Raw genomic sequence first — 17,214 nt, 5'->3', positions numbered from 1 at the left:
AATCCACGGTCTGGATGACGCTCGAAATCGGCCGGGCCTTGCTGGTTTTCACCGGCTGCAGCTCGGCCTGGATCGCGGCGTCATATTCGGGCAGCGTGGTCAGCATCTCCTTCGGGCGGATGAAGACCACCTTGTAGCCGCCGGCCTTGAGCTGGGCGAGCAGGTCCGGCACCGCTGCGGCCGACCACTTGTGCAGGTCGTGCATCAACAGGATGCCTTTGCCTTTCTTTTTCAGCTTGTCCATCATCGAGACGACGAGCTTCTGCGCGTTGTGGACGCGGAAATCCTCGGAGTCGATATCGATCGAAAAGGCTGCGATATTGCGTTTAGCGAGATGCGCCTTCAGCTCCGCGGTCTGTCGCAGCTGCGGGAAGCGGAAGAATGGAGACAGGGGCTGGCCAGCCATCAGCGTGATCGCGCTGATGCCGCGCTCGATTTCGTCGATGGCTTCCTGCGGGCTCTTGTTCGCAAGATTCTGGTGCGACCAGGTATGGGTCCCGACGCTGTGGCCAGCGGCGATCACCTGCTTCAACACGGCGGGGTGCCAGGTCGAGTGCTTGCCGATCGGGAAGAAGATCGCCTGCACGCATTGCGCGGCGAGCGCGCTGAGCACGGCCGGCGTCGTATTCGGCCACGGGCCGTCGTCGAAGGTCAGCACGACTTCGCCAGGCTGCAGGAAGTCGTAATCGCGATATTGCGACATGCCGAGGCCAGGGCCGCCGGTGGTGTCGAGCTGCACGGTGCGCGAGACGCCGAGGGCGTTCGGATTGTTGCAGACCGGCTTGGTATAGGCTGGACGCTTCTCGACCGCGGGCTGGGCGGGCAGCGGTGCTGCGCTCGGAGCGGCGGCAACGGCCTGCACCTTGGGAGCGGGTTCGGCGGGGGCTTTCGATGCGGGTTTCGGCCAGCGCGTATCGACCGAAGCGGTGGTCAGCTCGCCCTTGTCGCTCTTGGCTGCGGATGTGACATCGGCAGGGCCGAAAAAGTGCCACGCGCCTGCACCTGCGGCGACAACAGCCGAAACAGAACCAGCAACAATCAAGAAAGGAAGTTTACGCATATCCACTCCGGCGCCCGAGGCCCACCTCGGATCACCATTGAGCGGAATAGTTAACCGAGCGTATGCAGCATGCACTCTCGGCGGGAAAATTCGTCACAATTCAACAGATTGCGCGTTAAGCCGGTACGATGGCGCGCCCGATCGGCCAAAGTGCGATGCCGGCAAGCTTGAGATGCGCCCACGCAAAGGGAATGCCGACAATCGTAATGGCAAGGCCGAGCGCAGTGACGAGATGGGCGATGGCCAGCCACCAGCCGGCCAGCACCAGCCAGATCAGATTGCCGAGAAAGCCGAGCAGGCCGGTGCCGATATCCTCGCGCCCGGTCACGACCTCGCGGCGCACGGCACGCTGGCCGAATGGCAGCAGTGTATAGGCTGCGATGTTGAAGGCGGCGCGCGCCCAGGGCAGGCCGACAATGGTAATGGCCATGATCACCGCAGCCAGCACCCAGCCTGCAGCCATCCACAATCCGCCAAATACGATCCAGAGAATATTCAGAAACAGCGGCAGGATGGGCATGGGAGCTCTCGGGTGATGCGATAGGCGGCGTTGACCTATCCCTTAACAGATGGGATGCGCGAACGGGATGACAATGCGTGAAAGGAGCTCAGTAGCCCCGTCCACCGGCCCGCGAATAGGCCGGCCGCGCGCTGTCGGAAGGTCGCGTGTCCAATGCCATACGAACGTCGCTATTGGATTGCGGCTGGGGTTGCAGCTCCTCCAGGAAGATCGGCTTGGAGAAGTAATAGCCCTGGGCATAGCGGATCTTGGTCGCGGCCTGCAAATAGGCCAGCTCCTCGAAAGTCTCGACGCCCTCGGCGATCACCTTCATGCCCAGCGCCTCGCTGAGTGACTCGATGGCGCGCAGGATGCCCTGGCTGCGCGGCCGTTTGTGGATGTCCGTGATGAAGGAGCGATCGATCTTGATCTCGTCGGCCGTAATATCGGCCAGCGCCGACAGCGACGAATAGCCGACGCCGAAATCATCGATGGACACGCCAACACCGATCATGCGCAACATCGGCAGGATATCGTCCTGAAAATGCGTCTTGGCGACGAACGCGTCTTCGGTGACTTCGACCATGAAACGGGTCGGGCAGCCCGTATCCTCCAGCGCGCGCGCGAAAGAGCGCATGAATTCGGCATTGCCGGCCTGTTTGGCGGCGACATTGATGCTGATGGTGGCGCCGGGGCCGAAGGCTTCGTCGATCAGGTCGATCGATTTCATGATCTCCGCGAGAACGAGATGCGTGAGTTCGTCGATCAGGCCGAGTTCGACGGCCAGATTGATGAAGGCGCCGGGCGCCTGGATCACGCCCTTGTCGTCGCGCAGGCGCACCAGCGCTTCGATGCCCTGGATCTCCTTGGTGCGGATATCGACCTTGGGCTGGAACGCGCAGCAGAAACGCTTGTCGAGAATGGCGAGCCGCAGCGCCTGCTCGGTGGCCATGCGGGCGAGCGCTTCGCTTTCCATGCCGGCATTGAAGAACACCGCGGCGCCCTTGGTGTCATTCTTCACCTGATACATGGCGATATCCGCATTCTGATGCAGAATGTCGTAGGTCCGGCCGTGCTCGGGATAGAGGCTGACGCCGATCGATGCCGTTGCGAAGACCTCGGAGTCCTCAATGAAGAAGGGGGCGCGCAGGCGTTGCACCAGTCGCTCCAGATAGTCGGCAACTTCCTGCTGGCTTTGGATCGGATTGAGCAGCAGCAGGAATTCATCGCCGGAGATGCGCGACAGCATGTCTGTCGGGCGCAATTCGAGGCCGATGCGCTTGGCGAATTGCAACAGCAATCCGTCGCCGGTGCTATGGCCGTAATAGTCGTTGATATGCTTGAAATTGTCGATGTCGAGGAAGGCCAGCGCGAAATGGCCATAGCCGCCTTCCGGGCAAGCGGTGTCCTCCGCAATGAGGTCGCCGACATGTTTCTCGATCACGCGCCGTGTCGGCAGGTCGGTCAGTTCATCGTAATAGGCGCGGCGAAACAGCTCTTCCTCGATCTGCTTCTGCCGGCTCACATCGCTGGCGGTGGAGAGCAGCAATGTGCGCTCGCCGATCGTCACCGGCCGGTGCGTGGTGAGGAAAACGCGCTTGTCGAGTTCCGAATTGACGCGCTCCTCGAACACCGCGGTGCGGCCCGATTCGATCAGGTTGAGCGCTGTGACACGGCGATGTGACAGCGCCTGTTTCAGGAAATCCGAACTCTCGCTATGCGCCAGAAAGCTGTCCGGCGCCGTGTTGAATTGCGCTGCGGCAGCATCGTTGACGAGCACGAACTCGCCCTGTTCATCCTGGACCGTGACCGCGGAGGGCAGCATGCGGACGATTTCACGCAGCATCGAAAGTTCGATAGCGGACACGTCATGGGGCGATTCCTCCGCGCCGCGCGAAGGCGAGGCAGATTGGTCGGTCTGTTCCGGAGGAGGCGGCAACTGTGGGGCTGATGCATTCTGCATGGTTGTGGAACCTCGCAAAACGCCTTGTAAGTTTGGTTAAACCGATCTCGGAAAGACGGTAGTTGTGTAAATGTTGGCGCAATTGTGGGATCAGGACACCGACGTCATTAACAGAACGTCAATGGCCCCTGCGAAATGGCGCCCTTCAAATCGAGGGAAGGGAAGATCGTTCTTGTCGTATTCTCGGGCCTTGTAGATTTTTTATCTATGAGAGGCGCCCGCCAAATTGCATGACGGGCTTACTGAACGGTCCACGATCTCGTGATCGACCGATTGGGTGTTGTGCGCGGAGAAAAATGCCCTTCAACCCGCTCTAAAAACGAAACGAACACTGCGTACTTGACGGATGTCGCAGTGCGCATGTCACTATTTTTGCGGGCGTCTCGACAGGTTGAGAAGGTGTCCCCATCATCCCTTGCATTCGCAATAGACATGCTTGGGATACGTTTTTATGAGCAATCCGTCGCCAGCCAAAGTGCTCTGGTTTTTGCCGACCCACGGCGACGGCCGCTATCTGGCCTCCGCGCATGGTGCGCGCGATGTCGATTTCAATTATCTCCGCCAGATCGCCCAGGCCGCCGATCAGCTCGGCTACTACGGCGTGTTGCTCCCGACCGGGCGCAGCTGCGAGGATTCATGGGTCGTTGCCTCCGCTGTTGCGCCCTGGACCGAGCGTCTACGCTATTTGGTTGCGGTGCGCCCCGGTTTGCAGTCGCCGGCCGTCGCTGCACGCATGACCGCGACGCTGGATCGTGTCACCAATGGCCGACTGCTCATCAATGTCGTCACCGGCGGCGATCCCGTCGAGAATGCTGGCGACGGCATTTTCCTGTCGCATGACGAACGCTATGAGGTCACGCGCGAGTTCCTGAGCGTTTATAACGATCTGCTTGCTGGCAAGACGGTCAATGTCGAAGGCAAGCATATCCGTATTGCGGATGGTCGCCTGATCTTTCCGCCGGTGCAGTCGCCCCGCCCGCCGCTTTATTTCGGCGGATCGTCGGACGCCGGCATCGATGTCGCCGTCGATAGCGTGGATAAATATCTGACCTGGGGCGAGCCTCCGGCGCAGGTGGCCGAAAAGGTCGCGCGGGTGAAGGCGGCGGCCGAAAAGCGTGGCCGTCAACTGTCCTTCGGCATCCGTCTGCATGTCATCGTGCGCGAGACTAACGAAGCTGCGTGGGCAGCTGCAGACGATCTGATCAAGTATGTCACCGATGACGTGATCGCCAATGCGCAGAAGACGCTGGCTCGTCAGGACTCGGTCGGCCAGCAGCGTATGATGCAGCTGCATGGCGGACGCCGCGACAAGCTCGAGATCAGCCCTAATCTCTGGGCCGGTGTCGGTCTGGTGCGCGGTGGCGCTGGCACGGCGCTGGTCGGCGATGCGGAGACAGTGGCTGCACGGATCAAGGAATATCAGGACGTCGGCGTCGATACGTTCATCATGTCCGGCTATCCGCATCTCGAAGAAGCCTATCGCTTCGCCGAACTCGTCTTCCCGCTGTTGTCGCTGCAGAACCACGACAACGTGACGTCGCTGCGCTCCCGCACCGGCCCAGTCGGCGAAATCGTCGCCAATGAGCATCGCGCGCAAAGCGCATCGTAAATCCCACAGGCAATCCCATCATGAGCATCGTTGAAATCCTTCCTCGCGCACGCAGTCTGCGGCTGCCGCGTATCGATGGTCTGGCGCAGTGGATTGTTCCGCTCGTGATCCTGCTGGCGTGGCAGACTGCCAGCGTCACCGGCTTGATGCCATCCCGCGTCATGCCGGCGCCGACCGATGTGGCCGTCGCAGGCTGGAAGCTGCTCATGTCAGGTGAGCTCGCCCAGAATATCTGGGTGTCGTTCTGGCGGGCGTCCGTCGGCTTCCTGATTGGCGGCAGTATCGGCTTCGCCTTCGGTCTCGCCAACGGCCTGTCGCGCCTGTCGAGCACGCTCACCGACACCACACTACAGATGGTGCGTAACGTCCCCCATCTGGCCCTGATCCCGCTGGTTATCCTGTGGTTCGGTATCGATGAGTCGGCAAAACTGTTCCTGGTCGCGCTTGGCGTGTTCTTCCCGATCTATATCAACACGCTGCATGGCATCCGAACCGTCGATCCGCAGCTCATCGAGATGGGCCGCATCTATGGCATGACGAATAGCGAGCTGTTCCGTCGCGTGATCTTCCCAGGCGCGCTGCCGTCGATCTTTGTCGGCGTGCGCTTCGCGCTCGGCATCATGTGGCTGACCTTGATTGTCGCGGAAACCATCGCTGCCTCGTCGGGCCTCGGCTACATGGCCATGCAGGCACGTGAATTCATGCAGATCGACATCGTCGTGCTCAGCATCCTGATCTATGCGCTGCTCGGCAAGGTCGCCGATAGCGCCTCCCGCCTGCTCGAGCGCCTGACTTTGTCCTGGCATCCGGCTTTTCAGAAACACTGAGCGAATTCGAAAGCGAGCGTTTTGACATGACCCTTCAGCAATCCCTTCGTCTCAGCCATGCCGAAGCCCAGCGCGTCGAGGCGCCCGTCGGTGTCGAGCAGGCGCTGGCTGAAAAGGCGCGCCGTTCGCAGTCGAAGCGCGGCGCGGCGCTGACCATCCGCGGTCTGAGCAAGGCGTTCGGCGACAATGAAGTCCTGCGCGGCATCGATCTTCACATTCCCGCCGGCCAGTTCGTCGCGATTGTCGGCCAGAGCGGTTGCGGCAAGAGCACGCTGTTGCGCCTGATCGCCGGCCTGGAAAAGCCGACTGCGGGCACCATCAGCTTCAGCGACGATACGCGTGCAGAAGACATCCGGGTCATGTTCCAGGAGCCGCGCTTGCTGCCCTGGGCCAGCGTGCTGTCGAATGTGGAAGTCGGCCTCGGTCGCGATCGCCGCAAGGCGGATGCGAAAGCGCGCGCCGAACAGGCACTCGGCGAAGTCGGCCTCACCGACAAGCGCGATCAGTGGCCTTCGGTTCTGTCCGGCGGCCAGAAGCAGCGCGTTGCCCTGGCCCGCGCGCTGGTCAGTCATCCGCGCGTGCTCGCGCTGGACGAGCCGCTCGGCGCCCTCGATGCATTGACCCGCATTTCGATGCAGGGCCTCCTCAACCGCGTCTGGGCCGATCAGGGTTTTACCTCGATCCTGGTCACTCACGACGTGTCGGAAGCCGTTGCGCTGGCCGACCGCGTTCTGGTGATCGAAGAAGGCCGTATTGCTCACGATATCACTGTCGATATTCCACGTCCGCGCCAGCATGGTGCTGCAGATCAGGCCGCGCTCGAGGGTGAAATCCTCCGCAACCTGCTCGGCACGGACGTCTAGTCATTACCCGCGAGGACGCCATGAACTCTATTGTGCGCAACATCACCTTCGATCGCGATGCATCGTCCGATGCGTTCCGGGGCGCGATGCGTTCGCTTGCGGGCGGCGTGAGCGTGATCACCGTCGGACGCGGCAAGGACATCACCGGCATGACGGTGACATCCGTATCGTCGCTCTCGGTCGAGCCGCCGACGCTGATCGTCAGCGTCAACCGGCAGTCCTCCTCCTGGCCACTGCTGCAGCGCTACGGTGCTTTCGGCGTCAACATTCTCTCCGCCGAACAAGTCGATGTCGCCGAGCGTTTCTCCGGCAAGGGAGGCCTCAAGGGGGCAGATCGTTTTACGGGCGCGCAATGGATAACGCGTGCTACCGGCGTGCCGCTGTTATCTGGCGCGCTCGCGGCCCTCGATTGCGAAGTCGAGGAAGTGATCGAGCGTCACTCCCACGCCATCGTTATCGGCCGGGTTCGCGATGTCGTGACGGCCGCCCCGCACACGGCCCTGACCTATTGGGACGGGCAATATGTGGCGATCGATCAGAACGAGGATAATCTCAAGCTCGCGGAAGTGAGCTTGCCGACGCCGCGGGCGTTACGGGAGATTTGATCATCTATTTGGTCAGCAGCGCAAATGCGCCATTCCAGTCCGCCGGAGGCGGGCTGTCGCGATAGGTGTGAAGCCGTTTCTCGTACAATCCGTATAGCGCTTCCAGCTGATGGCCGGCATCCGAGCCACGCCCTCGCTCGATGGCAAACAGCGCGCCGTCCCAGTCGCGATTTCGATAGCAGGCGAGCATCTCGATGGTGAGGTTGCGCAATTGCTGGAAGCGTTCCGATCGTGCCATATCCTCACGGCCAGCGACGGCATAGATCACTTCCGGCTCGGTTTTTCCTTTCACCATGATGAAATCGAGTTCGAGAATCGCGAATTTGTCCTTTGCCGCAAGCGCAGTTTTCGATCCCACGATGATCGGAAAACCGTATTCCTTGGACTGCCCCTCCAACCGTGACGCGAGATTCACGCTGTCGCCGAGGACCGAATAATCGAAGCGCAAGTCGGAGCCCATATTGCCGACCACGCAAATGCCGGTGTTGAGGCCGATACCAACATTCAGCGGGATGTAGACGTGCCCGCCATGGGCGGCCTCATCCTCGCGTAGTTTGTTCAGCGCTTCGATCTTCTCCAGCATGTCGAGAGCGGCATGACAGGCATTGATCTGGTGCTCGCGATCGTCGAGCGGCGCGTTCCAGAACGCCATGATAGCGTCGCCCATATATTTATCGATAGTGCCTTTGCGATCGAGGATCGCATTGGTGAGCGGTGTCAGGAAGCGGTTCATCAGCGTGGTCAGGCCATGCGGATCGTGCTTGTAGGACTCCGAGATGGTGGTGAAGCCGCGCACGTCCGAGAACATGATGGTCATTTCGCGCTCCTCACCGCCGAGTTTGAGCTTCTCGGGTGATTGCGCGAGCTGCGCGACGAGGGCAGGCGACAGATACTGGCTGAAGGCCGAGCGGATACGGCGGCGCTGCGCCTGCTCGCGGACGAAATTGCTGAAGATGAGGATCAGATAGATCAGCGTCGTGGACAGCAGCGGGTAAGTGAAATCGATCAGCAGGCGCTGCTGCTGGAAGAAATACCACGACGTGCCGATCACCAGCGCCGCGAAGATCGATCCCATGATCACCAGTGTGATTGGGCCGAACATCGGCGCCAGCCAGATCACGATGATGCCGAGGATGATCGCGGTGAGCAGTTCGGCGCCGATCGCATAATTCGGCTGCGACAGGATGGTCTTGGTCAGCGCGCTTTCTAGGACCTGCGCATGGACTTCCACGCCCGGCATTGAGGCGTCCAACGGTGTTGTCTTGACGTCGAGCAGCCCCACTGCCGATGTGCCGATCAGCACCAGCTTGCGGGCCAGAGCCTGTGGCGGTGCGGTGCCGTCGAGGATATCGGCAGCCGAGACATAGATGCTCGGATCATGTTTGGCGAAATGAACCCAGAGCTGGCCGTTGCGGTCGGTGGGGATTTCGAGGCCGCGCACGCCGACGCTCTTGATGCCGGCGCGGTCGGATTTCACCAGGATGGTGTCGTTGCCGGAGGCCACGCGCAGCATCTCGAAGCTGAGCGAGGGCATGATGATGCCCTGCGTCTGCATCAACATCGGCACGCGACGCACGATGCCGTCGCGCTCGTTGCGGATCGAAAAGATACCGCGTCCGGACGCAGCATTCTCGATCAGCTCGATATTGCGCAGCAGGCCGGGAAAATTCAGCATGAAAGGCTGCGGCTCTCCGCCCAGCGTCGCCAGTCCGGTCACGGGAAGTTTCTTGTCGAGCTCGCGCAAAACGTAGGGAAGGCCAGATTCGCCAAGTACGACGCGCGATCGCTTGATGGCGTCGGCGAAGACCTGGTCATTGCTCGGCAGCGCCTTCAGGCGCGCACGCGTGTCGTCGTCGAGGCCGGCAAATGTATTCGCTGCGAGATCGGGATTGAGCCGGTCAGGCTCGGGGAATACCACGTCGAAGGCGATCACCACTGCGCCTGCCATCCGCAGCTTGTTCACGAGGTCCGCGAGGAGAGTCCGCGGCCATGGGAACTGACCGTATTTCTGGATGCTCTTTTCGTCGATATCGACGATCGCGACAGGTTTCACGGTTTTCACCCGTGGCTCGATTACCTGATAGGTGTCGAAGCTGCGCAGGCGTAGCTCTTCAAGCGCGGGGATGTCGGCGATTCGCAGCGCAGCCAGTGCGAAAAGCAGCACGACGCAAAAGGCGCGGGCTTTGCCGAACCGCCGCGCCAGCCGTCTCAGTCGCCGAGCAAGTTTCATGATGCGTGCATCACTTCTCGCGGAACGCACGCATGAACTGGTCGCTGAGTGGCTTGGCGAGATAGGAGAGCATCGTGCGCTCGCCGGTCTGCACGAAGGCTTCCACCGGCATGCCGGGGATCAAGCGAACATCGCCCAGCCGCGTCACCTCCGACGGCGGCAGTGAGATGCGGATCGTGTAATAGGCCTGCCCGGTGCGCTGGTCGGTTGTCGTGTCGGCGGAGACACGACTGACTTCGCCGTTCAATTCAGGCGTGGTGCGCTGGTTGAAGGCGGTGAGGCGCAGCACGGTCTTCTGACCGATCATCAGCTTGTCGATGTCCTGCGGATTGACACGGGCCTCCACCGAGAGACTGTCGGTCTGCGGCACGATCAGCATCAAGGTATCACCGGCGGTGATGACGCCGCCGACCGTATGGACATTGGATTGCAGCACCACGCCGTCTTGCGGCGCGCGGATGTCGATGCGGCGCAACTGGTCCTCTGCGGTCACCTTGCGTTCGACGAATTCGCCGATCTTGTCATTGGTTTCGCGCAGATCCTTCGAGACCTCGCTGACCAGATCCTTGTCGATCTGGAAGATCTGCAGTTCGATTTCAGTGATCTTGCCCTTGGCTTGTGCTCGCGCCGCGATGAATTGCGCGCGCTCGCCCGCCAAGCGGGCAGCGTCGCGCTCCAGCACGGTCAGACGTGAAATCTGCACCAATTGCTGGTCGAACAGACCGCGGACACCGACCAGTTCTTTTTCCACCAGCGCAATCTCGCGGGTCTTGGCAGCTTCCTGTGCGATCAGGCCGGAGATTTCCTCATTCAACTGAGCGATACGTTCGCGCAACTGCTGTTTTTGGCCGACCCGACCGGTCGAGCGGACATTGAACAGTTTCGTCTCGCTGGCGATGACGTTCTTCACGTCCTCGTCCGCGATCTGATCCAGTAGCTGCGGCGGGAAGGTGATGCGATCGGCGCCGCGTTGTTCGGCCTCGAGTCGTGCGGCGCGCGCCCACAGACCGTTGAGGTTCTTGGTGACAATGGCGAGGCCCGCTTTGGTCACGGTGTCATCCAGCCGCACCACGACGTCGCCAGCCTTTACGATGTCGCCATCGCGCGCGCGAACTTCGCCGACCACGCCCCCGGTCGGGTGCTGCACTTTCTTGACGTTGGTATCGACCACCACCGAGCCCGGCGCGATCAGCGCGCCGGCGAGCTGTGCGGTTGCAGCCCAGCCACCAAGGCCGCCGCCTAGTATAAGGACTACGGCGAGCCCGATGATCAGGTGAAAACGGATGGAGCGCTGTGAAGGCGTGTTGGTTGTCGTCATGGCTTGGCCACTCCGCCATCGGCGACGATCTTGATCGGCTGCGGCGCCGGGCGCTGCAGCACCTGGCCGAGCACGGTTTCCTTCGGCCCAAAAGCCTGCATGCGACCGTCCTTCATTACCAGCAGCATATCGACGCCCTCGATGCCGATCGGGCGATGGGCCACCACGACGACGATGGCGCCGCGCGTGCGGGCGGCACGTACTGCGCGTGTCAGCGCTTCGTCGCCATCGGTGTCGAGATTGGAATTCGGTTCGTCGAGCACGATCAGGAACGGGTTGCCGTACAGCGCCCGCGCCAGCGCGATGCGCTGTGCCTGGCCGGCGGAAAGTACGCTGCCATGGTCGCCGACTTCAGTGTCGTAGCCTTCCCGCATGCTCACGATCAGCTCATGCACGCCGGCCTGCTTTGCGGCATCGATAATGTCGTCATCCCTGGCGTCGGGATCGAAGCGGCTGATGTTATCCGCGATGGAGCCGGAGAACAGTTCCACATCCTGGGGCAGATAACCGATATGGCGGCCGAGATCGTCCGGTGCCCATTGTTCGATGGCCGCCGCATCGAGGCGGACATGGCCACGCACCGGCCGCCACACGCCGACCAGCGCCCGCAGCAGCGACGATTTGCCGGAGCCGGACGGTCCGATGATGCCGAGTCCGTTGCCGGCCTTCAGTGCAAACGTGACATCGCTCACGGTGACACGCTGTTCGCCTGGCGGGGCAATGCTGACGGTCTCGACGCTAAGCGTGTCACGAGGATTCTGCAGTTGCGTGAGCGGCGACTGCTCGGGCAGCACGTGGAGTAGACCGTTCAGCCGATGCCAGCTCTGGCGCGCCGTGACAAAACTCTTCCAATGGGCGATGGCGAGGTCCACCGGCGCCAGCGCGCGGGCGCTGAGGATCGAGCCGGCAATAATGATGCCGGCGGTGGCTTCCTGATTGATCACGAGATATGCGCCGACACCGAGCACGGCAGATTGCAGCATCATGCGCATCACCTTGGCGATGGCACCGAGCCCACCAGCGACGTCGCTGGTGCGCTGATTGCCGGCCAGATAGGTTTCGTTGGCATCCTTCCAGCGTTGCGCCAGCCTGCCGGCCATACCCATGGCGACCACGACTTCGGCATTGCGCCGGCCGGATGCCGCGATGCTGCCGCGCCTGGCGGCAAGACTGGCGGCTTCCTGTGCTGGCGTGCGGGTCATGAATTCGGTGAGCACGGTCAGTGCCACCAGCAGCAATGCACCGACCAGCGCGGTGACGCCGATCATGGGATGGAAGGCGAAGCAGATGGCGAGATAGAGCGGCAGCCAGGGCAGGTCGAACAGCGCGCTCGGTCCCTGTCCGGAGAGGAAAGAGCGGACATTGTCGAGATCGCGCAGTGGCTGCAGGCCTTCATTGCTCTTGCCGGCCAGCAGGGGCAACCGCACCACGGTCTGGAACACGCGTGGGCTCAGGGCTTCGTCGAGCGAGGAACCGATCCGCACCAGAATGCGCCCCCGCAGCAGGTCGAGCACGCCCTGTGCGATGTAGAGCCCGCCAGCGAGCACGATCAGCCCCACCAGCGTCGGCACGCTGCGGCTCGGCAGCACCCGGTCATAGACTTCGAGCATGAAGAACGAGCCGGTGAGATACAGGATGTTGATCATGCAGCTCATCAGCCCGACGCCCAAAAAGGCGCCGCGGCAGGCGCGCAAGGCATTGCCAAGCTCGGTCCGCGCCGGTGGGCTGGAGGGTCGTGCCGAACTACGCTGCGTCAATGCACGCTGCATGGTCAAACCTTTGCGGATCATCTGGACGTGGCCGTCACGGCTCCGACGTCATGCGCCGGCTCAGGTCCAGTCTTCAAGCCCCGATGCGCGGCATTATGCCATTGATCGGCTCGTTTGTGCAGGCGGTGGATGCGAGAGGGTTAATGGTCGGAACTGCGACTAAACCATGCTCGGTTGATTGTGCACGATAAAGTCGCTGGCATGCAGCTGCCATGACTTCACGCCTTCCAGTGTCACGGAATTATGCCCATCGAGATGGATGATCGTGTCATAACCGTGTTGCTCGATGCCGCCGCTCAGTTTCCAGAGTTGGAATTGAAGCTCTGCCAGCGGCCCGGACAGGCCCGGCGCGCCGCGAATGCCATCGAGTTCAATTTTGTCGATGCCGACCTGGAAGTCTTTGATTGTGTCCTTGCCGGTGCCAGACTGGAAAATGAACTGATCGGCGCCGCCGAAGCCTTTCAACGTGTCGTCGTGATTGCTGGCAAAGATCAGGTCTTTGCCATCGGTGCCCGTAAGGGTCAGGGGAACGTTCTTCGGCGTTGTCGCGGTGCTGAAGATGAAATTGACTTGATCGCTAGCGCCGAAACTATCGGTCACCTTGACTGTAACCATAGCCTGGCCGCCGTTGCCCTGTACGGACGCGAAATTGCCATCGAGGCGATCATCGATCGACGCCAGCGTTGCGGTCAACGAGTCCTTGCCGGTGATTTCTAGTTTGTATTGCTCGGTCCGCGACGAGTCGGCATCTGTGACAGACAGGTTGGACAGCGTGTAGCTGCTCCCCCTTTTGACGAGATGAACATCCGACGTATCGATCTCCGGCGCATCGTTCTTCCAGGTGAGCTCGGTACCACCGCGATAGTCATAGCTAATGTCGAGATGCTTGAGCACATTCGGGTCGGTCAGCGTGAAATAGTCATCCGCGCCGCGGCCATAATGCACATCGACGACGCCATTGTGACTGCCGAACCAAAGCTGCCAGGGCGCAATTCCCTTCAGGTCGATACTGTCACCATAGGACAGGCCCGACACCGTTCCGGTGAAATGCGAGCCACGGTCGAGGATCAGTGTGTCATGACTCACGCCACTGAATGTGACATTGGCGCTCGACCAGCCGCCGAATTCCAGCGAGCCGCCCTGAATCTTGGCGCTGCCCCAGCCCGTCAGATCGCCATCAATCTTGAGCAAACCGGAATAGGCGTGGAGTTCGCCGTAATTGACGAGATCACCCTTGATCTCAAGGCCACCGCAGTCATTGGATTCGATTGTTCCCCAATTGATGAAATCGGCGAAGCGGACATCGATGGTGAGCTTGTAATAGCTGTCAGCGACAATGCTGCCCAGCTTCAGGTTCAAAATATCGAGCCGGCCGTCGCCGAGCGTGCCGTAGCCTTCGATGACATTATCCAGGTTGATCAGTTTGGCATGGTTTTTGTCGCCCGTTGGCGCGCCAACGATGCGGTCGGCGAAACCGTCTAGCGTGACCGTGCCGCCGCCCCCGAGTGTAACCGTGCCATCGATCACCAATGCTGCGCCGGCCGGCGTGCAGACGTCGTCGATCACCAGTGTGCCGCTGTTCTGCACATAACCACTGACCTGCAGCGACATGCCCGGAGCGAGTTCAATGTGGCCGGCATTGACGAATGTATCGGTCACGGTGAGCTTATGAGTGGCGCCCGAACTGGTCAGCGTGATCCATGCACAGTCATCGATCAGCAGCGAGCCGATCGTGACATCGTCGCTCAGATTGACGGTGGCGTAGGTATCGCTTTGAAACAAGACAAACTGCGTGGCGTCGGGCGGCTGCTTTTGGCTCCAGTTGTCCGGATTGTTCCAATCGTTATTGCCGATCGGCCTGTCGGTCTCTACAGCCGTACGCGTTAGCGGCGGCGTTGGGCCACTCGTCCAAACATTCGCGGTAATTGTCACGGTGACCGTCTGCGTGACGCTGCCGCCGTGATCGTCGGCGATGGTCACCAGGAAAGTTTGGCTAAAGACACCGTCCTCGCTCGCTAGCAATGCGGCAGCAATCTCGGCCGGATCGGCAGAGTAGCTCCAGTTAAACGCATTGCCATTGGGAGCGGGAATGAGCACCAGTTGTCCGATAGCCGTTTCATCATCGGCGACACTGGCGTCATGCGTGTCTGTAAGATCGGCGTCGGTATAGGCGATCGTCCCTTGCGCGGTTACCGCAGTGCCCTGGTTCTGCGCTTCGGCTGTTGCCGTAGTTTGAGCGGTATTGATCGCCGGTGCATCATTGGTGCCCGTGATGGTGATCGTTTCGGTCTGGGTGACGCTCGCGCCGTGCGCGTCGGTGACGCTATATGCGATCACGAGCGTGGCGATCTGGCCTGCGCCGAGATAGGCGAAGGCGGCGGGATCGATATGTAGCTGGGCGCCGTTCAATGTCACGCCGTTCGGCGCGGCCGGGATCTGGTTGCCGTTAAGCGTATAATGGATATTGGTGACGCTCAGCGTCGCCGTATCGCCGAGATCCGGATCGGACGCGTCGGCGACGAGATCGAACACCTGTGCGGTGTCGCCCTGATGCACAGCACCCGTCAGCGCGGCGGTCACCACCGGCGCATCATTGGTCCCGTCCACGGTAAAGGTTAGTGTCTGATGCGTCGTGTCCGGGCCGGACTGGCTGTCGAACTCAATGACATAGACCGCCTTCTGCCCAGCGCCGAGAAACTTGAACGCCGCTGGATCATAGGTGACATGACCCGTCTGCGGATCGACTGTCACCAGCGATTTCAAGTTCAGCGAGGCGGGCGTGCCATTGGGGCCGGTCGCGGAGATGATCCGCGCGCTGCCCGGCACATAGGGCGTGGCGACATCGCCAGCGTCCGGATCGGTGATGGTGACCTGCTTGCCGATCTCGAAGCTGTTTTGGTCCTGCGGCAGCACGACCACCACCGGCGTCACGGTCACCGTGGGCGCAGTGTTGAAGCGCGTGATGGTGACATTGACGGGCGGCGTATTGATGTCGCTGCCGGGCAGGTTGATCGGCACTTGGAATGGCTGGCCGGGGAAGGGCTCTGGCGGTGGTGCGAATTTCAGCGGGTCGGGGTTGGTGCCGGAATTGGGGTCTGACGGCGTCGAACCACCGCCGCCACCGCCGCTGCGCGGGTTGGCATTCGGCACATAGCTCGGAAAATACTGCTGCAGGGTCTGCTGGATGATCGACTGGGCGATGGAGGACAGCGGTTCGGCCGTGCCAACCGACAGGTCACCACCGCCGGTGATGGATGTCACCTGTCCGGCCTGGTTCACCGTGCCCATGATGGCGCCGGTGTTCTTATTGTAGAGCACGTAAGAGCCGGTGCGGCCGTTCGGCTCCACCAGCACCTGGAATTTCACCGGTGGTGCGCTTCCCTGACCGGGCACCTCGAAGCCGATCTCGACCAGAACCGCGGTGCCGCGGATGCCCATGGTCGCTACCGGCGTATCGACACGCATGTCGCCATTCTTCGCGGTCTCGCCGGCAACGAAGGTGATGGTGCCTTGAATGAGGCTCAGCAGCGAGGAGTTTGCCGACCCTTGCGGATCGTAGACCATCTCGTTCAGCACCATGCGGGCATTGGCCGAAAGGCCGAACACGGTGCCGTCGATGAAAGTGAGATTGAGCGACGAATCCGCGCCGGCCTGGACGACATCGCCCTTCTGCACGTTATCGCCGACATTGAGCATCACCGAGACGCCGTTGCGGATCGCGGTGGCAGAGCCGGCGAGCTTGCTCACGGAGCCGATCACCTGCGCCGCACCGGCTGCCGCACCGCCGGCCTGGGCGACTTGCACTTCTCCAACCAGCGCCTTGACGAGATCGGGTGAAAGCATCGCCCCGTCGGACGAACTCAGCGCCTTGCGCTGGGCGCTTTTGAAATAATCGGCGATGACATGGTCATGACCGTCTTTGGACAAGACGAGATCGGAGCCCCGGCGCGCGTAATCGCCGCCGAACAGCAATTGTGCATCGTCAACGACGATGGCCGAGGCATCAGTGGCAACGCGTGTTGTGACAACGCCAGTGCCCTCATCGATGGAAGACGAGTTCCCGAGCAGCCCGAAATCAAAATTGCCGGCGTAGTTCAAAGCCTGCGCTCATCATTAAGAATTTACTAAGGATTGAGCCATGCATACCACCACGGGGTGCAATGCGAAAGTGGACGTGTACGCAGCACGTTGCGATTGGAAATGCCGCTTCATCCGCGTCTTCTAGGCGTTTGATCTCAAAGGTAAATTCTCGTTAACCCTGATTTCAGCCTGAAGATTTGGTTCCGTCCTCGGAACCGCGGTACCCCCGGAACCGAACCGGGCGGACAGAATGCCCGCCCAGCCTCGCGATCGTTCAAATTGTCACTAAATGCGAGAGGTCGGCTTAGCCGCATTCGATGAAACCGCCGGGCCATTGCCCGCATTTAACGAGGCGGCAAACACCCGCGCCCATGCTGCCCGCATCAATGAT

The 17,214-nt window shown here is 61.2% G+C and carries 11 protein-coding genes; 4 read left to right on the top strand and 7 right to left on the bottom strand.

Annotated elements, in window-relative coordinates; translation table 11 throughout:
* From ACIQ2A_RS09230 to ACIQ2A_RS09220, 3 genes are all read right to left on the bottom strand, one after another.
* On the bottom strand, positions 1-1,060 hold a 1,060-nt coding region (locus tag ACIQ2A_RS09230; protein ID WP_398478136.1), incomplete at its 3' end, for a polysaccharide deacetylase family protein.
* A 115-nt stretch (positions 1,061-1,175) separates the two neighbouring features.
* Positions 1,176-1,580 (bottom strand): YccF domain-containing protein, encoded by a 405-nt coding sequence (locus ACIQ2A_RS09225; protein ID WP_398478133.1) that lies wholly within the window; start codon positions 1,578-1,580, stop codon positions 1,176-1,178.
* 88 nt (positions 1,581-1,668) lie between these two features.
* On the bottom strand, positions 1,669-3,405 hold the full coding sequence (locus tag ACIQ2A_RS09220) for a putative bifunctional diguanylate cyclase/phosphodiesterase (protein WP_398478142.1): 1,737 nt from the start codon (positions 3,403-3,405) through the stop codon (positions 1,669-1,671).
* Positions 3,406-3,973: 568 nt separating this feature from the next.
* On the opposite strand from ACIQ2A_RS09220, the gene ssuD reads away from it, so the two are divergent.
* Genes ssuD through ACIQ2A_RS09200 form a run of 4 tightly spaced genes read left to right on the top strand, consistent with a single transcriptional unit; the run spans position 3,974 to position 7,426 of the window.
* Positions 3,974-5,131 carry an FMNH2-dependent alkanesulfonate monooxygenase gene (gene ssuD / locus ACIQ2A_RS09215; protein WP_398478131.1) on the top strand — a complete coding sequence of 386 codons (1,158 nt, stop codon included), beginning with the start codon at positions 3,974-3,976 and terminating at the stop codon, positions 5,129-5,131.
* A gap of 20 nt (positions 5,132-5,151) precedes the next feature.
* On the top strand, positions 5,152-5,958 hold the full coding sequence (gene ssuC / locus ACIQ2A_RS09210) for an aliphatic sulfonate ABC transporter permease SsuC (protein ID WP_398478129.1): 807 nt from the start codon (positions 5,152-5,154) through the stop codon (positions 5,956-5,958).
* A 26-nt stretch (positions 5,959-5,984) separates the two neighbouring features.
* Positions 5,985-6,821: an ATP-binding cassette domain-containing protein gene (locus ACIQ2A_RS09205; protein ID WP_398478127.1), complete on the top strand. Its 837-nt coding sequence runs from the start codon at positions 5,985-5,987 to the stop codon at positions 6,819-6,821.
* Between the two features lie 20 nt (positions 6,822-6,841).
* Positions 6,842-7,426 (top strand): flavin reductase family protein, encoded by a 585-nt coding sequence (locus tag ACIQ2A_RS09200; protein WP_398478124.1) that lies wholly within the window; start codon positions 6,842-6,844, stop codon positions 7,424-7,426.
* Positions 7,427-7,430: 4 nt separating this feature from the next.
* On the opposite strand, the gene ACIQ2A_RS09195 is transcribed toward ACIQ2A_RS09200, so the two are convergent.
* The 4 genes from ACIQ2A_RS09195 to ACIQ2A_RS09180 form a co-directional block, all read right to left on the bottom strand.
* On the bottom strand, positions 7,431-9,656 hold the full coding sequence (locus tag ACIQ2A_RS09195) for a CHASE2 domain-containing protein (RefSeq protein WP_398478122.1): 2,226 nt from the start codon (positions 9,654-9,656) through the stop codon (positions 7,431-7,433).
* A 10-nt stretch (positions 9,657-9,666) separates the two neighbouring features.
* Positions 9,667-10,974 (bottom strand): HlyD family type I secretion periplasmic adaptor subunit, encoded by a 1,308-nt coding sequence (locus ACIQ2A_RS09190; protein WP_398478120.1) that lies wholly within the window; start codon positions 10,972-10,974, stop codon positions 9,667-9,669.
* A complete protein-coding gene (locus ACIQ2A_RS09185) occupies positions 10,971-12,743 on the bottom strand; it encodes a type I secretion system permease/ATPase (RefSeq protein ID WP_398478117.1) in 1,773 nt (590 codons plus the stop codon). The genes ACIQ2A_RS09190 and ACIQ2A_RS09185 overlap by 4 nt, the downstream gene beginning before the upstream one ends.
* 159 nt (positions 12,744-12,902) lie before the next feature.
* Positions 12,903-16,841: a VCBS domain-containing protein gene (locus ACIQ2A_RS09180; protein WP_398478115.1), complete on the bottom strand. Its 3,939-nt coding sequence runs from the start codon at positions 16,839-16,841 to the stop codon at positions 12,903-12,905.
* Positions 16,842-17,214: the final 373 nt, after the last annotated feature.

The sequence above is a fragment of the Tardiphaga sp. genome (assembly GCF_044336785.1).
Classification (GTDB): Bacteria; Pseudomonadota; Alphaproteobacteria; order Rhizobiales; family Xanthobacteraceae; genus Tardiphaga.
This window is presented reverse-complemented; position numbering and strand designations above follow the sequence as displayed.

Coding starts and splice junctions, on each gene's coding strand:
- ACIQ2A_RS09225 (WP_398478133.1), bottom strand. CDS start 1,580: ATGCCCATCCTGCCGCTGTTTCTGAATATTCTCTGGATCGTATTTGGC.
- ACIQ2A_RS09220 (WP_398478142.1), bottom strand. CDS start 3,405: ATGCTGCGTGAAATCGTCCGCATGCTGCCCTCCGCGGTCACGGTCCAG.
- ssuD (WP_398478131.1), top strand. CDS start 3,974: ATGAGCAATCCGTCGCCAGCCAAAGTGCTCTGGTTTTTGCCGACCCAC.
- ssuC (WP_398478129.1), top strand. CDS start 5,152: ATGAGCATCGTTGAAATCCTTCCTCGCGCACGCAGTCTGCGGCTGCCG.
- ACIQ2A_RS09205 (WP_398478127.1), top strand. CDS start 5,985: ATGACCCTTCAGCAATCCCTTCGTCTCAGCCATGCCGAAGCCCAGCGC.
- ACIQ2A_RS09200 (WP_398478124.1), top strand. CDS start 6,842: ATGAACTCTATTGTGCGCAACATCACCTTCGATCGCGATGCATCGTCC.
- ACIQ2A_RS09195 (WP_398478122.1), bottom strand. CDS start 9,656: ATGAAACTTGCTCGGCGACTGAGACGGCTGGCGCGGCGGTTCGGCAAA.
- ACIQ2A_RS09190 (WP_398478120.1), bottom strand. CDS start 10,974: ATGACGACAACCAACACGCCTTCACAGCGCTCCATCCGTTTTCACCTG.
- ACIQ2A_RS09185 (WP_398478117.1), bottom strand. CDS start 12,743: ATGCAGCGTGCATTGACGCAGCGTAGTTCGGCACGACCCTCCAGCCCA.